Raw genomic sequence first — 23,259 nt, 5'->3', positions numbered from 1 at the left:
AACGTTCGAGGGCATTTAATATACATGCAATTTACTCGTGCCATGTTTAAGTTGCTATAAAGCTAACATTAAAATAAGAGCGAAATAGAAAAAATGGCGAACCTTCACGGTACGCACGACGAATGGCCGGCTGACTGAATTTTTCAGTTAGAGATATTAATTGGAGGAAATTTGAAGCTTTCACATGTGAATTCTTTGAAAAACAAGGATATTATATTGAAATTGATGACGGAATTGATGCAAGAGTTTGGTTGAAAGAGAATGAATAGTCTGGACCACCAACTATTCTTATTCAATGTAAGAGGTATAAAACAAAAATTGAAAAGATGGTGGTAAAATCTCTTTGGGCGGATATTCAAGAGTACGGTGCAGAATCTGGACTTATCGTTACAATAAGTTCCCTGTCTCCGGGTGCTGAAAAGGTATGTACAGCAAGAAATTATCCTATTCCTCAAGCAAATAGGGAAACACTAAAACAATGGGTTAATGTTATGAGAACTCCATATAAGGGTGTTTTCACGGCAGAATAACTTACATATATTCTTAAAAAAATTAAGCGATTTTGCTGAAGATTGAATCACAGATTATGATCAATCTTTTTTATAAAAATTGTACAATGGTTCACAAAGAAAGAAACCGTTTTGATCAAACTTTTTTCAAAACGGTTTCTTTTAATTTTAGGAGAAATATGGGTTTTGTGAGGTATCTTTGATCAAACTTTATTCCAAACCGACATCAACAGTGTATAAATTGGAAACATCGTGCTCGCGACTATTTCCCGTTGCTGACATGTTTTCTGAAATGTGAAAGATTCTGCGTGGAATTAACTGAAGAAACGAAAGCATCTTACAACCGGTTAGAATTAATGAAATTGGAACGGGCGAAATTGCCGAAGTTCTAGTTGAAAGTGAATGAAGCTCAATCACTTCAAAATTTTTAAGGATACACAAAAAAACGATCCCCCTGTCTGTCATAAGCAGGGGGATCGTTTTTTTATTTAGTCAAGAACGCAATGACTCAAAAAAAATGGGATGAAGTAGTTTGGTCAAATAGGCATCAAGCACCTGTGGTTGTTCTTGCTTACCGTTTTTGAGCCAATAGACGAGGATTGAACCAATCGTATGGGCATAGACTGGAAAAACAATCTCGAGCGGTACAGGAAAAACTTCGACATCGATGAGAAATTGCAGGTCAGCTCCTAAAATTTGTTCGACGACCGTGCCGACCAGCTGATTGAAGTGGCTATCGTCTTGGTTATTCAAGGCAATCTGCCACAATAAATCATAATTTTGCTGTTGCGCAAACATTTGAAACGGCTGTAGCAGTCGCTTTTTTCGTTGGTCAATTGTAATGGCATCGGTTAATGATATCTCAGCAAAAAAGAGGTCGTATTTATCGGTGTAGTAGTGATAAAAAGTGGAACGATGAACCATCGCTCGTTCGCAAATTTGTTTAACAGACACTTCCGCAAACCGTTTATTTTCAGTTTTTATTAACGTTAAGAGGCTATCATATAAAAGTTTTTTGGTGCGACGTACGCGTAAATCGGGCAAAAATACCACCCTCCTTTCGGCTAAAGTTACTTCGATTGTAACCCGGAAGGCGACAGATATGCAACTGTGTCGGATAACTATACAGTAGTGCGAAATTGACTGTTTTATTCTAACTAGTATTTTCATATAATACAAAGATACTATTAAATAACGAGAGGAACGTGTCACATGCAAGCAGCACAACAAAGCAGTAAATGGTCACCGATTGAATTGAAGAAGAAACAGCGTACCGGCATATTAGTGGCCCTCATTATTGGGGCCTTTGTCGCAATGCTCAATGAGACATTACTCGCGAATGCCTTAAACGTCTTAATGGGCGAATTTAAAGTAGAGGCGACAACGATTCAATGGTTGTCAACTGCCTATATGCTCGTCGTGGGGATATTAGTGCCGATTACGGCGATTTTACAAAAATGGTGGACGACCCGCCAAATGTTCTTAACAGCGATGATTGTGTTCTTTGTCGGAACAGTAATTGCGGCCTTTTCACCAACGTTTGGCTTGTTACTCGTTGGTCGGATTGTGCAAGCGCTCGGAACAGGCTTGATTTTGCCATTGATGATGAATACCATCCTCATTATTTATCCACCCGAAAAACGCGGGGCCGTGATGGGAATTATGGGACTTGTCATCATCTTTGCACCAGCGATTGGTCCGACCATCTCAGGTTTGATTATCGATAATCTAACATGGAAATGGTTGTTTTACTTAATTATTCCGTTTGCCTTACTGTCGATTTTAATCGGTCATAAATTTTTAAGTAACGTTTCAACCGTAACGAAACCAAAAGTGGATTATCTATCGATTTTTCTCTCAAGTATCGGTTTTGGTGGCGTTGTATACGGCTTTAGTTCAGCAGGCAGTGCGAGCTGGGATGCCCTTGAAGTATACGGTACGATATCAGTCGGTGTGATTGCCTTAATCATTTTCGTTTTCCGTTCATTAAAAATTACCAACCCGATTTTAGATTTACGTGCCTTTAAGTTTCCAATGTTTAGTTTAACAGTCATTTTAATGGTTGTTGTGATGATGGCGATGTTTTCATCGATGACGTTATTACCGATGTTCTTGCAAGGTGTGTTAGTCATGACCGCCTTCACTTCAGGCTTGATTATGTTGCCTGGTTCAGTGTTAAATGGTATTTTAGCACCGATTACAGGTAAGTTGTTCGATAAATTTGGCCCGCGTGTGCTAATGGCACCCGGCTTATTATTAGTCGCAGCAGCAATGTTCTTCTTCTCACGTCTCGGACTGGATTCAAGCACCGGTGAAGTGATTGCGATTCACATGCTGTTGATGGTCGGATTAGCCTTAGTGATGATGCCGGCTCAAACGTTTGGACTCAATCAATTAACAGCTGATTTATACAGTTCAGGTTCAGCGATTATGAACACGATGCAACAAGTGTCTGGCGCAATTGGCACAGCCCTGTTCATCTCAGTGATGTCGTCGCAAACGGATAACTACCTTGAAACAAAGGTTACTAATCCCCAAGATCCACAACAATTAGCAGCGGCAGCCTTACACGGGTTTGAAAGTGCCTTCCAATTAGGAATGGTGTTAGCTCTCATTGCCTGTGTCATTTCATTGTTTATTAAAGCCGCTAAAAAATAACGAGTACAGCCCCTTTCTAAGCTAGGTATCACTTAGAAAGAGGCTGTTTTTTTAGTTGAGTGCTTCACGTGCAGCCACAGGGACTTTATCACGAGGCACTTCATTGTATGTATTCACATGGCCACCTTTGGTGCTGAGTTCAAGGTAGTGGTCACGTTTTAGTTCATGATCAGCCGTAAATGAGATTGGGCGTGTGTTGCCATTGGCTTTAGCCCCCGTTTGACTGTAGGTGGCCGTGCCATAACCATTGATTGATTCGGCCTCTGTTGTCTTAACATAGAGTACAGATTCTTGTACTAGTGGATTTAACTGATCGATGAGTGCCGCAAATTCGCTGCTGCTATTTTTGGTGAAAAAAAGCGCGCCTCCGAGGACTGCTCCGATTATAAGGACGAGTATAAGTAAGGCTTTAATTGCTTTCATAAGTAGATGTGCTCCTTTAGTAGTTGATAGCTTAAGTATAACGGCACGAACTATTAGAAACATCGGACGTTAGTTGTAGCGCGACCAAGACTTAGTGCGGATATGCTATACTGAAAAAAAGGAAGGAGTGTGGCTAATGGCAGTGTTTGAAGCCTATATCGCAGACTTACCAGCTGAACACCAAGGACGGGTAAGTGAGGTGCTCAATTGGATCGCGACAACGTACCCGCAATTAGAGCAAGAAATCAAATGGAAGCAGCCGATGTTCATCGACCATGGCACCTTTATTATCGCTTTTAGTGTGGCGAAGCACCATTTAGCTGTTGCGCCCGAAGGGGAGAGTATCATTCATTTCGCAAGCGACATTGCTGCGGCAAACTATCAGCCGGGCAAAAAATTTATGCGGATTAAATGGGAGCAAGCTGTTGATTATGATTTGTTGAAGCGGATAATTGAGTTTAACATGCTCGAAAAAGCGGCGTGTCAAACCTTTTGGCGAAGCTAAAGATGGCAATACAGTGAACAATTGGCCTAAGCGTTGTTGTTCAGCAGTATCAGTGGTACGATTAGTTATAACTAATGATAACAAAGGAGCTGTAATATGAGAAAACTTGTGATGACTGCATTTGTCTATTGTTTATTGGGCTTAGCCTCTGGTGTTTATTACCGTGAATTCACTAAATACAATGACTTTACGGGCGACACACAACTGAGTGTGCTACATACCCATCTACTCATGTTAGGGATGTTTATGTTTTTAATTGTGCTACTACTTGAAAAAGCATTTGCCCTAACAACGAGCAAGAACTTTAAATTATTTTACTACTTATATAATGCTGGCGTGCTCTTAATGGCGACGATGTTTACTATTAAAGGATCAATGACGGTGTTAGGTAAAGAGACTGGGGCAGCTTTAGCGGGTGTTTCAGGCATGACCCATATTTTATTGACCGTTGGTTTAGTCTACTTATTCATCGTCTTATTCGAGAAAACAGCTAAAAAAACGTAACCAAAAACGGCAGAACTGACGAACGGAGTCAGTTCTTTTTTTATGAAATAGACAGTAAAAAAAGAAACAAGCGACTTGCTTTTTTATCACTTTACATGTAAACTGATGATATCGAAAACAAATAGGAGGTTATTAAAATGAACGAACTAATAGGGATTCATCACGTAACAGCAATTACAAGCAGTGCCGAACAAAACTACGCATTCTTTACCGAGGTATTAGGCATGCGCTTAGTAAAAAAAACAGTCAATCAAGATGATATCCAAACGTATCATTTGTTTTTTGCCGATGATAAGGGCAGTGCGGGCACCGATATGACATTTTTTGATTTTCCGGGCATCCCGCAAGGACGTCATGGAACTGATGAAATTCGGCGGACGAGTTTTAGAGTGCCAACCGATGCGTCATTAAATTATTGGCAAGCCCGTTTTGAACGTTTAAATGTTAGCCATGGTGAAATTACAACGCAATTTGGAGTAAAAAACTTACCGTTCGTTGATTTTGATAACCAACAGTATCAACTTGTGTCTGATGAAGGTAATCAAGGCATTGAAGCTGGAACACCATGGCAATTAGGTCCGATTCCGTTAGAACATGCAATTACAGGTTTAGGACCGGTACAAATTATCACTCCGCAGTTTAGTGATTTTAAACAATTGCTCGAAATTGTCTTTCAGTTTAAAGAGGTGGCACAAGCAGCTAACGCTCATCTGTTTGAAATGGGTGTTGGTGGTAATGGGGCGAGACTAGTAATTGTCGATCAGCCAAATGAAGCGGTCGGTTACCAAGGTTATGGCACAGTTCATCACGTAGCGTTTCGCGTCAAAGACCGTGCGTCCTTAGATGAATGGACCGAGCGACTCCATGGTTTTGGACTACGTACCTCAGGTTATGTCAATCGTCATTTTTTTGAGTCACTCTACACCCGTGTGAGCGGTAATATCTTATTTGAAATTGCGACTGATGGACCGGGATTTATGGGCGATGAACCGTATGAAACCCTCGGTGAAAAATTATCATTACCACCATTTTTAGAAGCGAAACGGTTTGAAATCGAACAACAGGTGCGCCCGATTAACACAATCAGAAGTACACGCACATTTGATAAACAGTAAGTCTATCTAGTGGTGAACAGATGGGTAATTATGGCAGATATGTGAATAATGATTGCAAAAAAAGCTTTAGCAAGTTAAAGTAAGAGTGGTATTACTATTACACAGAGGAGTTTGTCACGATGGAAAAAAACACAATTGGTTCACTCATTTGGCTTCGCTTAATTCGCTTTACCCATATCAGTAATCAACTTTCGAATGACTTTTTAAAGCCGTTTGGTTTAACCACCGCTCAATTTGACGTACTAGTACAAATTCAAGTGTATAAATCGCTGACTCAATCGGAGTTAGCCCAAAAGGCGACGGTGACACAGGGTGGTATTTCACGCATGCTCAGTCGTCTGGAAAAAGAAGGTTTTATTAGAAAAACGCAAGATTGGAAAACTAAATATATTACGTTGACTGCTCTAGGTGAAGACATTGTTAACAAGGCGATGCCACATCAATTAGCTTTTCAAAGTTCCTTTTTTGAGGAAGCACTCACAGTAGAAGAACAAAAAACAATGTATCGTTTAATGACAAAGGTTCATAAAAATAGCTTAAAAAAAGGGAATACTCAGAAATAAACACAGCATAAAGGAGTGAAACGAATGCCACTAATAGATGGTCATCATCATGTATCGATGTATACGAAGAATGTGCAAGCCAATAAACGTTTTTATACACAAACATTAGGGTTACGCCTCGTTAAACAAACAGTCAATCAAGATAACCCGACGATGTACCATCTTTTTTATGGCGATGCAACGGGGGCACCAGGAACGGAACTGTCGTTTTTTGAATTGCCGCGCTCAGGACATACTGTTGTTGGGACAAATCGGATTGCCCGTATTGGCTTAAGTGTGGCTTCACATGAGAGTCTCTTGTATTGGCAGGCGCGCTTTTTAACGATGGGGGTGACACATAGCGCTATTAGCGCTGATGGCACATCACTGTCGTTTGAAGACGATGAAGGTTTGACTTTCGTCATAGTCGTGGCAGCTAAGGCGAGACGTTGGCAAGCGTGGTCGCGCTCACCTGTGCCTGCTGACCACCAGTTACAAGGCATTCATACGATGGCGGTGGAAGTGAAACATCCGGAACGTTTTGCCACCTTTTTAGAAACTGTGCTTGATTATCGTTGCCTTGGTAATAATGGTACTGGCAAACGCTATCAATCGGTTCGTCAAGGTGGTGTCGGTGATATTACCGTCTATCAACGCGAAGGTCGGATGCAAAAACCGGGAAAAGGCAGCATCCATCACTTGGCTTTAACCGTCGCAGATGAAGCGAGTCTGGCGCGAATTAACGACCGTCTGCTTGCTTTTGGTTACGATACAACCGGAATTGTTGATCGCCATTTCTTTAAGAGTGTGTATGTGCGCGAACGCAATGGGATTTTAATTGAATTAGCGACAGATGGTCCAGGTTTAATTGCGGCTGATGCGCCACTGATTGGCAGTGAAATTGAACTGCCACCGTTTTTAGAACCGCAGCGAGAACAAATTGAACAAAACTTAATACGACTGGATGAGGAGGAATAGTATGGCACAATTGAACATTAACACAGCAAAGGGAATGGAATTTGGGTTGTACTCGATTGGTGATTTGACACCTAATCCGCATACAGGTGTTGCGATTTCAGCGCAACAACGCATTCATGAATTAGTGCAAGCCAGTCAATTGGCCGATCAATCGGGCTTAGATGTGTTTGCAGTGGGTGAAAGTCATGAACATTACTTCACGACTCAAGCACATACAGTGATACTCGGGGCTATTGCCCAAGCGACAGAACGAATTAAAATTGCCAGCTCGGCTTCGGTTATTAGTACAGCTGATCCTGTGAGACTGTATGAAGACTTTGCAACGATTGATTTGCTTTCAAATGGTCGTGCTGAAATTGTAGCAGGTCGTGGTTCACGAATTGGTGCCTATGATTTATTAGGGTACGACGTACAAGATTATGAAGAGTTATTTGAAGAAAAATTAGAGCTGTTATTACAACTCAATCGAGAAAAACGAGTGATTTGGGAAGGGCAATTTCGAGCGCCACTTAACAACGCGACGATTCTTCCTCAACCAGTCGACGAACGCCTGCCAATTTGGCGAGCTGTTGGTGGGCCGCCAGCCAGTGCGATTAAAGCAGGAGCTGCTGGCGTACCGATGATGTTAACAACGCTCGGAGGACCTGCAAGTAACTTTAAAATAGCAGTCGATGCGTATCGGGAAACGGCAACGGCCAATGGTCATGATATTACAAAACTACCGTTAGCGACGACGTCGTTATTTTATGTGGCAGAGAACTCACAGGATGCATTACGCGAGTATTATCCACACTTAAATACAGGGATGCAAGCTATTCGTGGTGTCGGCTATCCAAAACAACAGTTTGCCCAAGCGATTGATACCCGTGATGCATTAATGGTCGGAAGTCCGCAGCAAATCATTGAAAAATTATTGTATCAATACGAATTGTTTGGCCAACAACGTTTTATGGCACAGATTGATTTTGGTGGCGTACCACTCGCTAACATTGAACGTAACATTGAACTCATTGCAACGCAAATTATGCCAGCAATTAAGAAATATACAGCAAAATAAAGGGGAACACAGCGAGATGAAAATTATTGGATTAGCAGGCTCTAATGTCGGCAAGAAAACACGAACAGCGATGGATGTCGTCTTGAAACTGATGCGAACAAACTATCCGAGTGCAGAGGTTGAACTGCTAGACTTAGCAGACTATCAAATGGTCTTTAGTGACGGCCGAGATTATCGGAGTTATACCGGTGACACCTTAAAAGTAACCGAAGCTATCATGGCCGCAGATGCGATTATAATTGGCACACCGATTTTTCAAGCGTCGATACCGGCAACCTTGAAAAATATCTTTGATCTGTTACCCGTCAATGCCTTTCGTGATAAGGTTGTCAGTTTTTTTGTGACAGCCGGCTCACCGAAACATTTTTTAATCGCTGAACATCAGTTGAAACCAATCCTTTCGTATATGAAGGCAAGCATTGTTGAGACGTATGTGTTTATTGAAGAAAAAGATTTTTTACGCAATGAACTTATCAATGATGACAGCCATTTTAGACTGGCACGCTTAGTCGAAGATACTTATCAATTAACACTACTGCGCGAACGGCTACGGATTGAAAAAGACGCGGAGTATGATTTTTAGAGTTGAAAGTGGAATAAAAGTGGAATCAGCTCGTTCAACTTCGCAGATATTGGAGTGTAAAAGAATAGCGACTATTTCGCGTCGCTGACTTTTGCATGAAATATCCTAGAAGTTAGCTGATGAAACTAGAAGAATAAAAGTGGAATCAGCTCGTTCAACTTCGCAGATATTGGAGTGTAAAAGAATAGCGACTATTTCGCGTCGCTGACTTTTGCATGAAATATCCTAGAAGTTAGCTGATGAAACTAGAAGAATAAAAGTGGAATCAGCTCGTTCAACTTTGCAGATATTGGAGTGTAACAGACCGCGAATCATTTCGCGGTCTGTTTAATGTAAGAGCTTTGAACTGACGATTTTCAATAGTTGTTTGGACATGTAATGTGCACTGTATTTAAAATCACTTTCAACCCAAGTAACAATTAAGCCGAAGATGGCATGTGCTTGGTAACTCGCTAATAAGTCTAAATCAATTGTTTGATCATCGAGTTGTTGATTTATTTCGACAAGTGACAGTCGTTTAAGTTCAGACGTTATACGCTTTTGGAATAATAAAAAGCTTTCCTCCGCCAAAATAAGTTGGTAAAACGAAGCATGTGCTTCAACATGATTGAATATTTTGATTGATGAAGCAGTTAAGCGTTTGAAATCAAATATTTCTTCATTTTCTAAAGGTGAACGATACGAATTAATTAAATCGGTAATGACCTCGGTTATAATGTCATCTAAAATTTGTTCCTTACGTTCGTAGTTAGCATAAAAAGTGCCACGGTTTAAATCAGCGACTTGAACAAGTTTTGAAATGCTAATGTCATGTAGTCGTTGTGTCTTAAGGAGCGTCAGCAAGGCGGTTTGCAGCGCTTGTTTTGATTTACGAATGCGGCGATCGGTATAAGAATCTTTAGTCAACAGTGACACCCCTTTTTGTTGGATAAGTTAGTTAAGCACACGAAAAATGTAAGCGTGTTCACAAACGGACGATAGCATCTGGATTTGCTGATTGTGGAACGAATTATAATTGATTATACTAAAGATAGTAACAAATAACAAACAGTTGTTGATTATCTAAAATAATTTAATGGAGGGATTTACAATGAAATTAGCAGGGAAAGTAGCCGTTGTTACAGGCGCAGCTTCAGGTATGGGAAAAGCAATTGCAGAACTTTATGCAACTGAGGGAGCGAAAGTTGTTGTCTCCGATTTGAATTTAGATGGCGCGAATGAAACAGTTGTAGCAATTAAAAGCGCGGGCGGTGAAGCTTTAGCAATTAAGACGAATGTTGCAAGCTTAGAAGATATTAATACGTTAATCGATACGACGGTAGAAACTTATGGTCAAGTCGATATTTTAGTTAATAATGCCGGTATTATGGATGGGATGGAACCAGCCGCTGATATTACCGATGAGCGTTGGGATCTTGTGTTTGAAGTAAATACAAAAAGTGTGATGCGAACAACACGCAAGGTCATTCCTTTTTTTCAAAAACAAGGATCAGGTGTTATCGTTAATATTGCCTCAGCTGGGGGCTTATTCGGAGCACGAGCAGGTGGTACGTATACAGCCTCTAAACATGCAGTTGTCGGTTTTACCAAAAACACAGCTTTCATGTATGCCGATGAAAACATTCGGACGAATGCGATTGCACCCGGTGGGGTTGCAACGAACATCGGCTCATCGATGACGAATATTAATCCATTCGGTGCCGGTCGCCAACAATTAGGAATGGCGATTAACCCACGGATGGGTACGGCAGCAGAAATTGCGAAAGTAGCGTTATTCCTTGGTAGTGATGACTCAAGTTTCGTAAATGGTCAAATAATCGCAGCCGATTCAGGTTGGAGTGCCTACTAGAACGAAAGCAATTTAAAGCCGTTCTAAACTGCAGTAATTGGAGAAAATAACATCTCGACTATTTCCCATCGTAACTTTTCCATGAAATATCATCGAAGTTAGTTGATTAAACGAGCGGATAGAACAATATTTCCATTCAATCTAATCAGCTCGTAAACAAAGTCGCTTGATTACTTTTCACAGAAAAAGCAGTGTAATTCGATTTTGTTTACAATCTGAAGCACCGACAATGACTGTCGGTGCTTTTTTGAATGGTGATTGACAAAGACCACTTACAGGTACATAATAGCTCTGTATTAGTTTCGCTAACTAACTAATTAAACAATAGGTTAACAGCTGAAACGGTAATAAAAGGGAGCGTTTAAGAAAAATGAAAAAAGAAAAATTATTTACGAAGGATTTTATATCTACTTCGGTCGTTACATTCGTGTTAATGCTATCAATGTACTTGTTATTAGTTATTATGACAAGTTATTCAATTGAAAAATACGATGCCTCTACCAGTTTAGCGGGATTAGTATCGAGTATCTTTATTATCGGTTCGTTATTCGGCCGTTTAGTTGCAGGCCGTTTTATTACGCAGATTGGGACGCATAAAATGCTATTGATGGGTCTCGTTATTGTTGTCGTGACATTAATGCTTTATTTTATCCCAACGAATATTTACGTTTTAATGCTTATCCGTTTAATTCATGGTTTAGGCCTCGGGTTAGCAACGACGGCAACTGGGACAATTGTTTCCCAAATTTTACCACCGAGCCGCAGTGGTGAAGGAATTGGTTACTTCAGCTTGAGTACTGTGTTGGCGACAGCGATTGGACCACTAATCGGGATTGCCTTGCTCGGTCATTTTGGTTACACAAGTATTTTTGTGTTCTCATTCGTTGTTGGTATTATTAGTTTAGTGCTAGCCGGCTTTATTAAAGCGCCAGTCATTGTTGCTAAAGCACATCAAAAAGGTTTTCGCTTTAGTGACTATTTTGAAAAAAGAGCGTTACCGATTTCAATTGTGATTTTTTATGCCGCCTTTGCTTACTCTGGCATCCTCTCATTTATTACAGCTTATGCGAATGAAATCAAGCTCGTTCAAGCGGGAAGTTTTTACTTTTTAGTTTATGCTCTAGCTATTTTAGTATCACGCCCGTTTACTGGCCGTCTCTTAGACAGTAGAGGGGGCAACAGCATTATTTATCCCGGATTGATTTTATTTGCTGGCGGTTTATTCCTTTTGAGTCATACGACAACAACAGTGCTCTTTCTTTGTGCCGCTGTTATTATCGGTTTAGGTTATGGAAACTTACAATCAACGACACAGGCGATTGCTGTTAAAGTCACACCAAAAGAACGGATGGGCTTAGCAAATTCGACCTACTTTATCTTTTTAGACTTAGGTTTAGGGTTTGGTCCGTTCGCTCTCGGCTATTTAGTACCGACGTACGGTTACAGTGGTGTGTATTTGGCCTTAGCTATCTTTAGTTTGATTGGTCTTGTGTTATACTTTTTCTTACATGGTCGTAAAGATCACGACTTATTATTTCCAAATGGAAGAAAGTAAGCGTTGAAGTGAAAGAGGTGTCGTTATGAATCAGCATCGGGAATTATTTTTAGCCTTTTCACGGTTGCAACAACCGTATCGAAAACATTTAAATGAACGTCTAGAAAAAATTAATTTATCGAGTGCTCAATGGTTTGTGTTGTATTTCATTTCAAACGAAGGACCACAAACAGTCAGTGCAATTGCTACGCATCAACACATTGAACGTCCAACATCAACCAAAGTTGTTCAAAAATTAGTCGAAAGTGGTTATGTCGAAGTGACCCCAGGAGCAGATAAACGGGTGAAACATGTTTCTTTAACCACTGAGGGAAAAAATATTTGTGACGATGTCGAAGCATATTTGAGCAACTACCAACAAGAACTAGCGGCTGATTTCACGCAGGAAGAACAGGCGCTCGTCACCCGCTTTTTAAAAACAGTAATGAACAAACTATAAAAAAGAAGGTTTTAGCAGATGGAAAAAGAGAGATTATTTACCGGCAATTTTATTGCTACCTCCGTCGTCAACTTCGTTTTAACACTCTCAATGTATTTAATGCTGGTGACGATGGCAAGTTATGCAATGAGTGTGTATCATGCTTCGACAAGTCTTGGTGGGCTCGTCGCGAGTATCTTTATTATTGGCTCAGTCATTGGACGTCTCCTTGCAGGTCGATTAATCAATCAGCTTGGTTTAATCCGTATGCTCTGGTTTGGCATGGCGCTATTTTTAGTGATGACGCTCTGTTATTTTTTTGCAACATCACTTGTATCACTCATGGTCGTACGTTTTTTTCATGGCCTCGGTTTTGGTGTGGCAACGACAGCGACGGGAACAATCATCTCGTTAATTATTCCAGCTAGTCGTGCCGGTGAGGGCATTGGTTACTTTAGTTTAAGTACAGTTGTTTCGACTGCGATCGGCCCTTTAATCGGCATTGCGATGATGAATCGTCTCGGATTCACAAGTATTTTTACCTTTTCATTTATCATCGGTGTATTATGCTTAATCGCGATGTTCTTTGTTAAGGCACCTCCACTAAAAAAAGTGCAAAGTTTAAAAGGCTTCAAACTCAGTGATTACGTTGAAAAATCGGCATTACCAATCGCGCTTGTGATGTTCTTTATGGCATTAGGTTATTCCAGTGTGCTCTCATTTATGACGAATTTTACAGCTGAATTAAAGATGATTCAAGCGGGGAGTTTATATTTTCTCATCTATGCCTTAATTGTCTTAATCTCACGACCGTTTTCAGGACGCCTATTAGATAGTAGAGGGGCTAATGTCATTGTGTATCCATCCTTGCTTTTATTCGCTTTAGGATTTGCGATTCTTAGTCAAGCAACAACAATGTCGTTTGTCTTGTTAGCGGCTTTAATTATGGGCTTAGGCTACGGTAATTTTCAGTCAACAACGCAAGCCTTAGCCGTTAAACTGGCTCCGAAAGAACGGATGGGTTTGGCAAATTCAACCTATTTTATTTGCCTCGACTTAGGCTATGGTATTGGTCCGTTTTTATTAGGATACATCATTCCTGCCTCTGGTTTTCACGGCGTCTACTTAGGACTTGCATGTTATGTGTTACTTGGAATGGGGCTCTATTATGTGTTACATGGTCGTAAAGAAAGACAGTCAACCTAAAACGTCACATTATCCTCACATAATAGTGGTCTTATTTATGCTAAAATTAAACCATAAAGGATTCGGAGGAATTGATATGGCAGTAAGCCTTTTACTTATCATCGCGTTAGGATTACTCATTAGTGTTATTTTTTGTGTGAAAGTTTGGCGGACGAAATAGTCCTTAACATAGAATACTGCTCAAAAAAGACAGTTGCCACGGGCAACTGTCTTTTTTGAGCAGTATTACAGAGCTTTTAAACAAGAGTCGTTATAATGGGGAAGAAGAGAAAGTAATGCGTTTTGAAAGGAAGAGAGAAAGTGAATATTGTCGGATTAACAGGTGCTGTCGTTGGTAAGAAAACGCGAATAGCGATGGATCATGCGTTAACAACATTACGAAATAGGTACCCATTACATCAGGTAACCTTAATTGATATTAGTGACTATGAGCTTGTGTATAGTGATGGAAGACCCTATGAGACCTATACAGGTGATACACGCTATGTTACTGAAACGTTGATGGCTGCCGATGCAATTATTGTCGGAACACCAACATTTCAAGCCTCAATTCCCGGTGCGTTAAAAAATGTCTTTGATTTACTACCGATTGATGCCTTGAAGCAGAAGAAGGTCGGGATTATTGTCACAGCGGGATCACAAAAACATTTCTTGATGGTAGAACAACAGTTAAAACCGATTTTATCTTATATGAAGGCGGATTTACTGCCATCCTATGTTTTTTTAGAAGAGGCAGACTATGCGAATGATGCGATTATCACCCCGAACTGTTTACAGCGTTTAGAGGAACTGGCTCTTGCACTCGTTACGGGTGCCGAACAGTTAGAGCGAAAAGTGAAAGCAGCTCATTAAACTTTGAAGCTATTGGAAGGGTAAGGCAAGCGACGATTTGCCGACGATGAAGTTACTGTGAAATAGCCAAAAAGGAGTGAATCAGTCGTTACTGATTTACTCCTTTTAATTTATGGTCTATAAGTTTTTACTCATTTCAACATGTGGAATAGCTTCTTCGTAAAAAACAGCTGAGACGGTTTCGTAGCCGAGTTTATTATAGAAAACCTCAGCCTGTGTTTGTCCATGAAGAATTGCTCTAACTTGCTGATGAGCACGCGCATGTTCTTCAAGTCCGTCGATAATTAAACGTCCCATGCCACCTTTCCGATGATTTGCAAGCACACAAATTCGTTCGAGTTTAGCGGTATCATTTGCGATAAATCGTAGCCGAGCCGTACCAACGGGGCGCTCACCGTCAGTTAAGAGAAAATGATGAGCAGCGGTTAAAGTATCGTAGGCGTCAAGTTCATTGTCGGGGGCAACACCTTGTTCATCAACAAAAACCGCCATCCGAATTGCGAATGCAGCCTGTAGTTGTTCTGTGGTCTTAATCTCAATCAGTTTCATCAAAATCCTCCTAAGTATTGAAAGTTATGCTCAATTATAGCATAAAAAACACAGCCGCTTTCGGCTGTGTCCGATTGTATATCAAGTCGATAGCATTGAAAATAATTAAAAGTAAACGCCTTTTTACGAACAGCTAAGACTAACAGTCTTAGTTAATAAAGTCCGTCGGTCGCTTCTTTTGTGCTAATATAAATGTTTTTTGATTGTGAATAAGCATCGAGCATCATCTTATGTGTTTCACGACCAATGCCTGATTTCTTAACACCGCCAAAAGGAGCTCCGGCTGGAATTTGGTTATACGTATTGACCCAAACACGGCCTGTTTCCATGCCACGTGCGACCTTAAGTGCGGTGTTAATATTTGTCGACCACACACCGCCTCCTAAACCATAGTCAGAATCATTAGCGAGTGTGATGACCTCGTCGATTGTTTTGAATTTAATGACCGTTGCAACGGGGCCAAAGATTTCTTCTTGAGCGACGCGCATATCATTTGTAACATTAGCCAATAAGGTGGGCGCTAAAAAGGCCCCGTTACGATTGCCGTTAACTTCTAAGGAAACACCACCTGTAATCAAGGTAGCCCCCTCAGCTTCACCAATGGCAACATAGTCTTTGATTTTTTCTAGTTGACGCATATTCACTTGGGCACCCATTTGCGTATCCATTTCCCACGGTAAGCCAACCTTAACCTTTTCGAAGGCAGTTTTTAAGGCAGCGATGAACTTGTCATAAATACCTTCTTGGACAAAAATACGTGAACCGGCACAACAAACCTGACCTTGGTTAAATAAAATTCCCAGTTGAGCCCCTTCAATAGCACGATCAAACGGCATGTCATCGAAGAAAATGTTGGCTGATTTCCCACCTAATTCCAAGGTCGCAGGAATGAGCCGTTTGGCAGCTTGCTCCGCGACTTCGTAACCAATTTCAGTCGAACCAGTGAAGGCAAGTTTGGCAAAGCCGTCGTGTTTCAACATGTAGTCCCCAGAGTCAGAACCACGACCTGTTATTAAGTTAACGACTCCAGCAGGTAGTACTTGATCCAATAGTTTGAATAATTCAAGCAAGCTCAGACTTGTTGAAGAAGAGGGGTGAATTACTAAGGTGTTTCCTGCAGCAATCGCAGGTGCTATTTTCCAAGCTGCCATTAAGATAGGGAAGTTCCAAGGGACGATTTGCCCAACAACACCAATTGGTTCACGTAAAACGAGCGATAATGTATCTTCATCAAAGTCTTTAACACTGCCTTCTTCAGCACGGATAACACCCGCAAAATAGCGGAAGTGATCGGCAGCTAAGGGTACATCAACCGTTGAGGTTTCTCTAATTGGTTTACCATTATCGAGCGTTTCAATCATGGCTAACTTATCGGTATTAGCATCAATTAGGTCAGCGATTTTAAGTAACATTTTACTGCGGTTTACAACATCAACCTTTTTCCAACTTTTGAAAGCAAGATGGGCAGCTGCGACCGCTTGGTCAACATCAGCATGTGTCGCATCAACGAATTCAGCTAATGGTTCACCATTACTTGGGTTTTCGGCAGTAATAAATCGGGCATCATTTGCTGTTTGCCATTGTCCATCAATATATAGTCCGTAACGTTTGTCAATAAGTGTTGTCATCATAAAACTTCCCTTCGTAGTTGAATTGAGTATGTAGTGAAACGTGACGCTTCTCTTTTGGTAAGCGCTTACAAAGTAAAGTATAGTACAGTTCATGCTATTTGTAAAACAAAGGAGCTTAACAAAAAACAAGCTAGCAAGGTTAATAAAAGTGCTAGCTTGTTGCCTAGTAATTAACAGTGAGTGCGTTGTTGTTAATAGAGTCCTTCTGTTTCGGTTTTGGTACTAATATAAATATTTTTTGTTTGCGTATAAGCAGCCAACATCATTTTATGGGTTTCGCGTCCAATCCCAGATTTTTTCACACCGCCGAAAGGTGAGCCAGCAGGGACTTGGTTGTAAGTGTTGACCCAAACGCGTCCAGTATGAAGACCACGTCCCACTTTAAGTGCTGTGTTGAGATTAGTTGTCCAAACACCACCACTGAGACCATACTCCGAGTCGTTAGCGAGTGCAATGACCTCATCAATCGTCTCGAATTTTATGACAGTAGCAACCGGTCCGAAAATTTCTTCGCGGACGACACGCATTGAAGGTGTCACATTGGTGAGGAGGGTCGGTGCTAAAAAAGCCCCATTAGCTTGTTCATCAATCGCTAGCGTTACGCCACCAGTTAAGAGTGTTGCGCCTTCTTTTTGACCAATTGCAATATAGTCAGTGATTTTTTTGAGTTGACGTTGATTAACTTGAGCACCCATTTGAGTCTCTTTCTCCCAAGGGAGTCCCACCTTTACTTGTTCAAATGCTTTTTTCAGTTCGGCAATGAAGCGGTCATAAACACCGGCTTGAACAAAAATACGTGAGCCAGCACAACAGACTTGACCTTGATTATATAAAATGCCGAGTTGTGCTCCTTCAAGCGCACGATTAAACGGCATGTCATCAAAAAAGATATTGGCTGATTTTCCACCAAGCTCTAAGGTTGCCGGTATCAGCTTATTGGCAGCATGTTTAGCGACCTCGTAACCAATTTCAGTTGAACCGGTAAAGGCGAGTTTAGCAAAACCAGGATGTTCTAACAGTGCTTGCCCCGATTCTGAGCCACGGCCGGTAATTAAATTAACGACACCTGGAGGTAACACCTCTGCCATTAATTTGAACAACTCGAGTAAACTTAAACTTGTGGCTGAGGAAGGTTTAATAACTAAGGTATTACCAGCAGCAAGGGCGGGGGCCAGCTTCCAAGCGGCCATTAACAAAGGGAAGTTCCAGGGAATAATCTGACCTACAACCCCAATCGGTTCGTTTAAAACAAGCGAGAGGGTATCATTATCAAAGTCTTTGACGCTGCCTTCTTCGGTGCGAATGACACCGGCGAAATAACGGAAGTGATCAGCTGAAAGTGGCACATCAATCGTTGTTGTTTCTCTAATCGGTTTACCGTTATCGAGCGTTTCAATTAGGGCGAGCCGCTCACAATTAGAGTCGATTAAATCAGCTATTTTCAAGAGCATGTTGCTTCGGGTTACGACATCTACAGCTTTCCAATCATTAAAGGAAGCAGTGGCAGCGACAACTGCGTTATCAACATCAGTCGCAGTGGCATCAATAAACTGTGATAATATGTCGCCATTACTTGGATTAGTAGCGTTCATAAAGATGGCTCCTTTAGGAATAACCCATTCACCGTTAATAAATAAACCGTATCGTTCATCTAGTCTTGTTTGCATTTCACATCATCCTTTCGATTTGAAGTAATGGTAGAAAACGCTTACAAGTAAAGTTTAACGAACTGTAATCTGTTTGTAAAACGAAACAGCTTGCGAACAAAAAAAGATGACCGAATGGTCATCTTGAATGGTGTCTGTATCTTAAACAGTATACATGCTTTTCTTGCGGAAAATCTTTTGCTTTTTGAGGACAGTGTCGACGCCACCGATTAAAACAATTGATCGTGTATCAATCACCTTTTTTAAGACTGAGGCAGTAACGCCGCGTAATTGTTTCCCCATGACGACACCAACGGCATCATGACGGCCAATTGAGCAAACAGTGCCTTTTGGTCGATAAATAAACTCTTTTAGATTGCCCCCTTTGAGTAAGGCTGCAATATTGTTGGCGGCACAATCGGCTTGCTGCATTGCGATTTGGGCAGTAGTTGGATAAGGAAAGCCGGTTGTTTCATCCATCACAATGGAACAATCCCCAATCATCATTACATCTCGACAATCCGGTACCGTTAAGTTTTTATGAACCAAGACACGTCCACGATCGGATGTGAAGTTTGAGTTTGTAATAACAGAACTACCACGAACACCACCGGCCCAAACAAACATATCAGCAGGTTCAATCGAACTCGTTGCCGCGTCACGGTCAAGTTTATGATAGACGCTATCGACCGTTATTTTAGCAACACGACCTTTAATAAAGGTGACGCCTTTTTTCTCAAGTTTCTTAATGATGTAGTTACTTAATTCAGGTGAAAACATCGGTAAAACATTTGATTGGATACACGATACTTTGACCTGATTGCGTTTTATATTCGCTGCTTTTGTAAGGAAGGGCAGTTGTTCGACTAGTTCACCGATATATTCGATGCTTGTGAAACCTGCACCACCAACAACAATTGAGAGCGTTTCTTCGGGCTGTAATGCCCGTAATTTTTCATTTAATTGGTCATAAATATTTTTGACAGATGGAATATTTGTAATTTGATACGCATAATCATTTAATCCATCAATGCCAAACGATTCAAATTCAAAACCGAGGGCGATGAGTAGATAATCATAAGTGAGGGCTTCGTGATTATCAAATAAAACCATTTTTGTTTGATGATCGATTTGTGAAACTGTCGCTTCAATAAATGTTGTGTAATGAGGGTCGACAACACTTGAGACAGGATAACAAATATCGCCGGGATTAGCAGCTCCCGTTGCAACTTCATGTAAGGCTGTTTTTTCACAGTGATAACTGTGTTTATTAACTAAAATAAGCTCAGCATCTGGCTTTAAGTCTTGTAATCTTTTTAGTGCCCGTAAACCACCATAGCCAGCACCTAAAATGACGATTTTTTTCTTACCCAACCTACTCAACTCCTTTTGCCATTGATGACAAAAATTTGACACAACCTTAGTATAACGCAGTTGTAAGCGTCTTACAATTTAAAAAAACAACATGATTTTGATAAGTATCTTTCATTATAATTTATCAAATGAAATATCTGAAAATATAAATTAATGCATAAATGTATAAAAATACGAATAAAAAGGCTGTATTTTGTATAAAAACATCATTTTATTTATAAAAAGGACTTGACGTGCATAAATATTACAGGTAATATAATTAAATATAGAAGCGAAATGATAAATGATAAACTAAAAACAAATAGATGGGGGAAATGAAAAATGAAAAAAGTTATAATAATGATGATGACGGCATTATTGGTTGTGTTAGCGGCTTGTGGTGCGAATGCAGAGGCACCAACAAAGAAAAGTGAAGACGGCAAGAAAACAATTGTGATGGGTACAAGTGCCGATTATCCACCATTTGAATCTGTTGATACAAAAACAAATGAAATCGTTGGATTTGATATTGATGTTGCAAAATACATCACAAAAGAATTAGGTTACAACTTAGAAATTAAAGATCAAAAATTTGGTGGTTTAATTGCTGCCTTGAATAAAGAAAGCGTTGATTTCGTTATGGCGGGTATGGTTAAAAACGAAGAGCGTGCGAAACAAGTTGATTTCTCGAGTGTTTATTTCACCTCACATCAAGTTGTGTTAGTGCCAAAAGGTAGCGACATTAAAACAACAGCCGATTTAAAAGGTAAAAAAGTCGGCGTTCAAATCGGTTCGACACAAGCTGCTTTAGCTGAAGACTTGAACAAAAAAGCACCAATGAAAGTGGAACAATGGGATAAAGTAAACGAGATGGTTGAAGCAATGGCTGGTAACAAACTCGATGCGATTATTACAGTAGACACTGTTGCCTATGGTTATACGAAGGATTCAGATCGTTTAGCACAGTTTAATGTTGAAGATGATTCGTTAGAAACAGGTGACCCAATGTCAATCGCACTTCCTAAAGGCAGCAAATTAACAGCTGACTTCAATAAAGTATTGAAAGAAATGGAAGAAAATGGCGAAATGGATAAATTAGTTGAAAAATGGATTAAAAGTGGCGGTCAATAAGCATCGCAAAAATTGGAAGGAGTGAACGATGGCATGCAAGGTATGATAGACGTTTTTAATCAGTTAAAACCATCGATTCCTTATATATTAAACGGTGTGTGGGTTACGTTACAAATTGCCTTTTTCTCCGCTTTGTTTGGCTTTATATTAGGAATCATCTTAGCAATCTTCAAAATTAGTAAATTGAAAGCATTGAGCTTATTCGCTCGTTTTTATACTTCGATTTTTCGTGGCACACCGTTAATTATGCAATTATCACTCGTATACTTAGCGTTACCACAATTATTTCACTTCGATATTGAACCATTAACAGCTGCAATCATTACCTTTTCTTTGAATTCAGCAGCTTACATGTCTGAAATCATCCGTTCTGGATTAAATGCGGTTGATAAAGGGCAGTATGAAGCAGGTAAGGCTTTGGGCGTTCCTTATGGTAAACTAATGTTAGATATCATTTTACCGCAGGCAATCAAAAACATCCTACCGGCTTTAATGAATGAGTTTATTACGTTAACAAAAGAATCAGCAATCGTATCAACCATTGCTGTAACAGACTTAATGCGTCGTGCAGAAATTGTCTCAGCAAATATGTACATGTACTTCCCACCAATGATTGTGGCATTTATTGTGTACTACTGCTTAACAATGATCTTGACGTTCATTGGTTCGTTAATTGAAAGGAGACTGGGTCGCAGTGATTAAGATGGAAGCCGTTAATAAAAGTTTTGGTAAATTACATGTTTTAAAAGATATCACGACAACAATTAATGATGGTGAAGTTGTCACAATTATTGGACCATCAGGCTCTGGCAAATCAACCCTCCTTCGGACAATCAACTTGCTCGGTGAACCAACGACGGGTGCTATTTTTATCGATGAGCAAAACATCACATTATTAAAAGAGAAACAAGTGATGCAAATGCGTAGTGAAGTCGGCATGGTGTTTCAACACTTTAATTTATTCCCTCATAAAACAGTGCTTGAAAACATTACCTATGCTCCGATTAAGGTCCGTAAAATCGAAAAGGCACAGGCTGTAAAAGAGGCTGAAGCATTGCTACAACAAGTTGGCTTAGCCGACAAAGCCGATGTGTACCCATCGAAATTATCAGGTGGTCAAAAACAACGGGTGGCAATTGCACGTGCCTTAGCAATGAAACCGAAATACCTCTTGTTTGATGAACCGACTTCGGCGTTAGATCCAGAAATGGTTAAAGAAGTACTCGAAGTGATTCAATCATTAGCCACAACAGGTATTACAATGGTGATTGTTACGCATGAAATGGCCTTTGCTGAACGCGTATCGAGTAAAATTATTTTTATGGATGAAGGCAAAATTATCGAGGAGACAGAACCAAGTATTTTCTTCGAAGCACCACAATCTGAACGTGCTAAAATTTTCTTAGAAAAAGTATTGTAAGCCAAACTAAAGCTGTTAGAAATAGTAATTTCGAACGTGCTAACAAAAATGTTAGCACGTTTCTTATGTATAAAGGAGAGTACTTATGCCAACCTATAACACCTTATTATTCGATGTCGATGACACGTTGCTCGATTTCGCAGCGACAGAAAAAGCGGCCTTAATTAAATTATTTGCTCACGAACAAGTCACTTTATCATCTGCCATTGAAACACGCTATCAAATAATCAATCATCACCTGTGGCGTCGCTTTGAACAGGGCCAAATATCGCAACAAGAAGTTGTTTCTGGTCGTTTCCAGCAACTCTTTGATGAACTCGGAATTGCACGAGATGGGTCTGTTTGTGATGAGCGTTTTCGCGAGTATTTAGCAGAAGGGCATTTTTTAATCGAGGGTGCAAGACCATTAATTGAAAAATTACATCAGCAGGTCGCGCTTTATGTTGTAACGAATGGCGTCTCAAGTACACAGTATCGTCGCTTAACTGATTCGGGTTTGATGCCTTATTTTAAAGATGTCTTTGTATCAGAAGATACTGGGTTTCAAAAACCGATGTCGGGCTTCTTTGATCATGTATTTGAACGGATTCCGCAGTTTAATAAGGCAGACACAATGATTATTGGTGATTCGCTCACCTCTGATATTAAAGGCGGCAATATGGCGGGGATCGCCACCTGTTGGTATAATCCGGCACGTAAAGATAGTCAGGGTTATACGCCAACATTTGAAATAGCACATTTAGATGAAGTCATAGGGCTCACGCTATAAGTCGTA

General features: G+C 40.4%; 25 protein-coding genes. 18 read left to right on the top strand and 7 right to left on the bottom strand.

Annotation, left to right across the window (positions count from 1 at the left end; genetic code table 11):
* Window positions 1-284: 284 nt before the first annotated feature.
* Entirely contained in the window at window positions 285-530 is a 246-nt protein-coding gene (locus ACJYYY_RS09700) for a restriction endonuclease (protein WP_408605188.1), read from the top strand.
* 471 nt (window positions 531-1,001) lie between these two features.
* On the opposite strand, the gene ACJYYY_RS09695 is transcribed toward ACJYYY_RS09700, so the two are convergent.
* On the bottom strand, window positions 1,002-1,553 hold the full coding sequence (locus tag ACJYYY_RS09695; RefSeq protein ID WP_035314971.1) for a TetR/AcrR family transcriptional regulator: 552 nt from the start codon (window positions 1,551-1,553) through the stop codon (window positions 1,002-1,004).
* A gap of 168 nt (window positions 1,554-1,721) precedes the next feature.
* Here ACJYYY_RS09695 and ACJYYY_RS09690 point away from each other — a divergent pair, with 168 nt between their 5' ends.
* Window positions 1,722-3,167, top strand: a complete 1,446-nt coding sequence (locus ACJYYY_RS09690) for an MDR family MFS transporter (protein WP_051456980.1) — start codon at window positions 1,722-1,724, stop codon at window positions 3,165-3,167.
* A 51-nt stretch (window positions 3,168-3,218) separates the two neighbouring features.
* On the opposite strand, the gene ACJYYY_RS09685 is transcribed toward ACJYYY_RS09690, so the two are convergent.
* A complete protein-coding gene (locus ACJYYY_RS09685) occupies window positions 3,219-3,590 on the bottom strand; it encodes a YxeA family protein (RefSeq protein ID WP_035314970.1) in 372 nt (123 codons plus the stop codon).
* A gap of 136 nt (window positions 3,591-3,726) precedes the next feature.
* Between ACJYYY_RS09685 and ACJYYY_RS09680 the strand changes: the two genes are divergently transcribed.
* From ACJYYY_RS09680 to ACJYYY_RS09650, 7 genes are all read left to right on the top strand, one after another.
* Entirely contained in the window at window positions 3,727-4,095 is a 369-nt protein-coding gene (locus tag ACJYYY_RS09680) for an iron chaperone (RefSeq protein ID WP_408868880.1), read from the top strand.
* 96 nt (window positions 4,096-4,191) lie between these two features.
* Window positions 4,192-4,599: a DUF2871 domain-containing protein gene (locus ACJYYY_RS09675; RefSeq protein WP_035314969.1), complete on the top strand. Its 408-nt coding sequence runs from the start codon at window positions 4,192-4,194 to the stop codon at window positions 4,597-4,599.
* 137 nt (window positions 4,600-4,736) lie between these two features.
* A complete protein-coding gene (locus tag ACJYYY_RS09670; protein WP_035314968.1) occupies window positions 4,737-5,714 on the top strand; it encodes a ring-cleaving dioxygenase in 978 nt (325 codons plus the stop codon).
* Window positions 5,715-5,833: 119 nt separating this feature from the next.
* Entirely contained in the window at window positions 5,834-6,277 is a 444-nt protein-coding gene (locus tag ACJYYY_RS09665; RefSeq protein WP_408868879.1) for a MarR family winged helix-turn-helix transcriptional regulator, read from the top strand.
* A gap of 24 nt (window positions 6,278-6,301) precedes the next feature.
* Window positions 6,302-7,234, top strand: a complete 933-nt coding sequence (locus ACJYYY_RS09660) for a VOC family protein (protein WP_035314966.1) — start codon at window positions 6,302-6,304, stop codon at window positions 7,232-7,234.
* Window position 7,235: 1 nt separating this feature from the next.
* The gene (locus ACJYYY_RS09655) at window positions 7,236-8,291 is read left to right on the top strand and encodes an LLM class flavin-dependent oxidoreductase (protein ID WP_035314965.1); all 1,056 of its coding nucleotides are present in this window, start codon (window positions 7,236-7,238) and stop codon (window positions 8,289-8,291) included.
* A gap of 16 nt (window positions 8,292-8,307) precedes the next feature.
* Window positions 8,308-8,874 carry an NADPH-dependent FMN reductase gene (locus ACJYYY_RS09650; RefSeq protein ID WP_035314964.1) on the top strand — a complete coding sequence of 189 codons (567 nt, stop codon included), beginning with the start codon at window positions 8,308-8,310 and terminating at the stop codon, window positions 8,872-8,874.
* Window positions 8,875-9,201: 327 nt separating this feature from the next.
* On the opposite strand, the gene ACJYYY_RS09645 is transcribed toward ACJYYY_RS09650, so the two are convergent.
* Window positions 9,202-9,780 (bottom strand): TetR-like C-terminal domain-containing protein, encoded by a 579-nt coding sequence (locus ACJYYY_RS09645; RefSeq protein WP_051456979.1) that lies wholly within the window; start codon window positions 9,778-9,780, stop codon window positions 9,202-9,204.
* 184 nt (window positions 9,781-9,964) lie between these two features.
* Here ACJYYY_RS09645 and ACJYYY_RS09640 point away from each other — a divergent pair, with 184 nt between their 5' ends.
* From ACJYYY_RS09640 to ACJYYY_RS09620, 5 genes are all read left to right on the top strand, one after another.
* Entirely contained in the window at window positions 9,965-10,723 is a 759-nt protein-coding gene (locus ACJYYY_RS09640) for an SDR family oxidoreductase (protein WP_035314963.1), read from the top strand.
* A 370-nt stretch (window positions 10,724-11,093) separates the two neighbouring features.
* Window positions 11,094-12,278 carry an MFS transporter gene (locus ACJYYY_RS09635; RefSeq protein ID WP_035314962.1) on the top strand — a complete coding sequence of 395 codons (1,185 nt, stop codon included), beginning with the start codon at window positions 11,094-11,096 and terminating at the stop codon, window positions 12,276-12,278.
* Between the two features lie 25 nt (window positions 12,279-12,303).
* Entirely contained in the window at window positions 12,304-12,717 is a 414-nt protein-coding gene (locus ACJYYY_RS09630; RefSeq protein ID WP_035314961.1) for a MarR family winged helix-turn-helix transcriptional regulator, read from the top strand.
* Between the two features lie 18 nt (window positions 12,718-12,735).
* The gene (locus tag ACJYYY_RS09625) at window positions 12,736-13,902 is read left to right on the top strand and encodes an MFS transporter (protein WP_408868878.1); all 1,167 of its coding nucleotides are present in this window, start codon (window positions 12,736-12,738) and stop codon (window positions 13,900-13,902) included.
* A 300-nt stretch (window positions 13,903-14,202) separates the two neighbouring features.
* The gene (locus ACJYYY_RS09620) at window positions 14,203-14,754 is read left to right on the top strand and encodes an NADPH-dependent FMN reductase (protein ID WP_035314960.1); all 552 of its coding nucleotides are present in this window, start codon (window positions 14,203-14,205) and stop codon (window positions 14,752-14,754) included.
* A gap of 117 nt (window positions 14,755-14,871) precedes the next feature.
* Here the strand turns inward: ACJYYY_RS09620 and ACJYYY_RS09615 are convergent, their stop codons facing one another.
* The 4 genes from ACJYYY_RS09615 to ACJYYY_RS09600 all read right to left on the bottom strand — a co-directional run bounded on the left by ACJYYY_RS09615 (window position 14,872) and on the right by ACJYYY_RS09600 (window position 19,954).
* Window positions 14,872-15,303, bottom strand: coding sequence for a GNAT family N-acetyltransferase (locus ACJYYY_RS09615; RefSeq protein ID WP_035314959.1), 432 nt, complete (start codon window positions 15,301-15,303; stop codon window positions 14,872-14,874).
* 152 nt (window positions 15,304-15,455) lie between these two features.
* Entirely contained in the window at window positions 15,456-16,931 is a 1,476-nt protein-coding gene (locus ACJYYY_RS09610) for an aldehyde dehydrogenase family protein (RefSeq protein WP_198015754.1), read from the bottom strand.
* 194 nt (window positions 16,932-17,125) lie between these two features.
* Window positions 17,126-18,601: an aldehyde dehydrogenase family protein gene (locus tag ACJYYY_RS09605; RefSeq protein WP_035314957.1), complete on the bottom strand. Its 1,476-nt coding sequence runs from the start codon at window positions 18,599-18,601 to the stop codon at window positions 17,126-17,128.
* 141 nt (window positions 18,602-18,742) lie between these two features.
* On the bottom strand, window positions 18,743-19,954 hold the full coding sequence (locus tag ACJYYY_RS09600; protein ID WP_035314956.1) for an NAD(P)/FAD-dependent oxidoreductase: 1,212 nt from the start codon (window positions 19,952-19,954) through the stop codon (window positions 18,743-18,745).
* 321 nt (window positions 19,955-20,275) lie between these two features.
* On the opposite strand from ACJYYY_RS09600, the gene ACJYYY_RS09595 reads away from it, so the two are divergent.
* The 4 genes from ACJYYY_RS09595 (at window position 20,276) to ACJYYY_RS09580 (ending at window position 23,253) form a co-directional block, all read left to right on the top strand.
* Complete coding sequence (locus ACJYYY_RS09595; RefSeq protein WP_035314955.1) at window positions 20,276-21,064, top strand: transporter substrate-binding domain-containing protein; 789 nt, start codon at window positions 20,276-20,278, stop codon at window positions 21,062-21,064.
* Window positions 21,065-21,097: 33 nt separating this feature from the next.
* Window positions 21,098-21,766 (top strand): amino acid ABC transporter permease, encoded by a 669-nt coding sequence (locus ACJYYY_RS09590; RefSeq protein ID WP_156921194.1) that lies wholly within the window; start codon window positions 21,098-21,100, stop codon window positions 21,764-21,766.
* Window positions 21,759-22,484, top strand: coding sequence for an amino acid ABC transporter ATP-binding protein (locus ACJYYY_RS09585; RefSeq protein WP_035314954.1), 726 nt, complete (start codon window positions 21,759-21,761; stop codon window positions 22,482-22,484). Before ACJYYY_RS09590 ends, ACJYYY_RS09585 begins: the two co-directional genes overlap by 8 nt.
* A gap of 85 nt (window positions 22,485-22,569) precedes the next feature.
* Complete coding sequence (locus ACJYYY_RS09580) at window positions 22,570-23,253, top strand: YjjG family noncanonical pyrimidine nucleotidase (RefSeq protein ID WP_035314953.1); 684 nt, start codon at window positions 22,570-22,572, stop codon at window positions 23,251-23,253.
* Window positions 23,254-23,259: the final 6 nt, after the last annotated feature.

The organism is Brochothrix campestris (assembly GCF_046058945.1).
Taxonomy (GTDB): domain Bacteria; phylum Bacillota; class Bacilli; order Lactobacillales; family Listeriaceae; genus Brochothrix; species Brochothrix campestris.
Note: the sequence above shows the minus strand (reverse complement) of the source record. Positions and strands in the feature narration are given on the sequence as shown.

What these genes read in the sequence shown, in the direction of transcription:
- ACJYYY_RS09690 (WP_051456980.1), top strand. Translation starts at nt 1,722, where the DNA reads ATGCAAGCAGCACAACAAAGCAGTAAATGGTCACCGATTGAATTGAAG.
- ACJYYY_RS09685 (WP_035314970.1), bottom strand. Translation starts at nt 3,590, where the DNA reads ATGAAAGCAATTAAAGCCTTACTTATACTCGTCCTTATAATCGGAGCA.
- ACJYYY_RS09680 (WP_408868880.1), top strand. Translation starts at nt 3,727, where the DNA reads ATGGCAGTGTTTGAAGCCTATATCGCAGACTTACCAGCTGAACACCAA.
- ACJYYY_RS09675 (WP_035314969.1), top strand. Translation starts at nt 4,192, where the DNA reads ATGAGAAAACTTGTGATGACTGCATTTGTCTATTGTTTATTGGGCTTA.
- ACJYYY_RS09670 (WP_035314968.1), top strand. Translation starts at nt 4,737, where the DNA reads ATGAACGAACTAATAGGGATTCATCACGTAACAGCAATTACAAGCAGT.
- ACJYYY_RS09665 (WP_408868879.1), top strand. Translation starts at nt 5,834, where the DNA reads ATGGAAAAAAACACAATTGGTTCACTCATTTGGCTTCGCTTAATTCGC.
- ACJYYY_RS09660 (WP_035314966.1), top strand. Translation starts at nt 6,302, where the DNA reads ATGCCACTAATAGATGGTCATCATCATGTATCGATGTATACGAAGAAT.
- ACJYYY_RS09655 (WP_035314965.1), top strand. Translation starts at nt 7,236, where the DNA reads ATGGCACAATTGAACATTAACACAGCAAAGGGAATGGAATTTGGGTTG.
- ACJYYY_RS09650 (WP_035314964.1), top strand. Translation starts at nt 8,308, where the DNA reads ATGAAAATTATTGGATTAGCAGGCTCTAATGTCGGCAAGAAAACACGA.
- ACJYYY_RS09640 (WP_035314963.1), top strand. Translation starts at nt 9,965, where the DNA reads ATGAAATTAGCAGGGAAAGTAGCCGTTGTTACAGGCGCAGCTTCAGGT.
- ACJYYY_RS09635 (WP_035314962.1), top strand. Translation starts at nt 11,094, where the DNA reads ATGAAAAAAGAAAAATTATTTACGAAGGATTTTATATCTACTTCGGTC.
- ACJYYY_RS09630 (WP_035314961.1), top strand. Translation starts at nt 12,304, where the DNA reads ATGAATCAGCATCGGGAATTATTTTTAGCCTTTTCACGGTTGCAACAA.
- ACJYYY_RS09625 (WP_408868878.1), top strand. Translation starts at nt 12,736, where the DNA reads ATGGAAAAAGAGAGATTATTTACCGGCAATTTTATTGCTACCTCCGTC.
- ACJYYY_RS09615 (WP_035314959.1), bottom strand. Translation starts at nt 15,303, where the DNA reads ATGAAACTGATTGAGATTAAGACCACAGAACAACTACAGGCTGCATTC.
- ACJYYY_RS09610 (WP_198015754.1), bottom strand. Translation starts at nt 16,931, where the DNA reads ATGACAACACTTATTGACAAACGTTACGGACTATATATTGATGGACAA.
- ACJYYY_RS09605 (WP_035314957.1), bottom strand. Translation starts at nt 18,601, where the DNA reads ATGCAAACAAGACTAGATGAACGATACGGTTTATTTATTAACGGTGAA.
- ACJYYY_RS09595 (WP_035314955.1), top strand. Translation starts at nt 20,276, where the DNA reads ATGAAAAAAGTTATAATAATGATGATGACGGCATTATTGGTTGTGTTA.
- ACJYYY_RS09590 (WP_156921194.1), top strand. Translation starts at nt 21,098, where the DNA reads ATGCAAGGTATGATAGACGTTTTTAATCAGTTAAAACCATCGATTCCT.
- ACJYYY_RS09580 (WP_035314953.1), top strand. Translation starts at nt 22,570, where the DNA reads ATGCCAACCTATAACACCTTATTATTCGATGTCGATGACACGTTGCTC.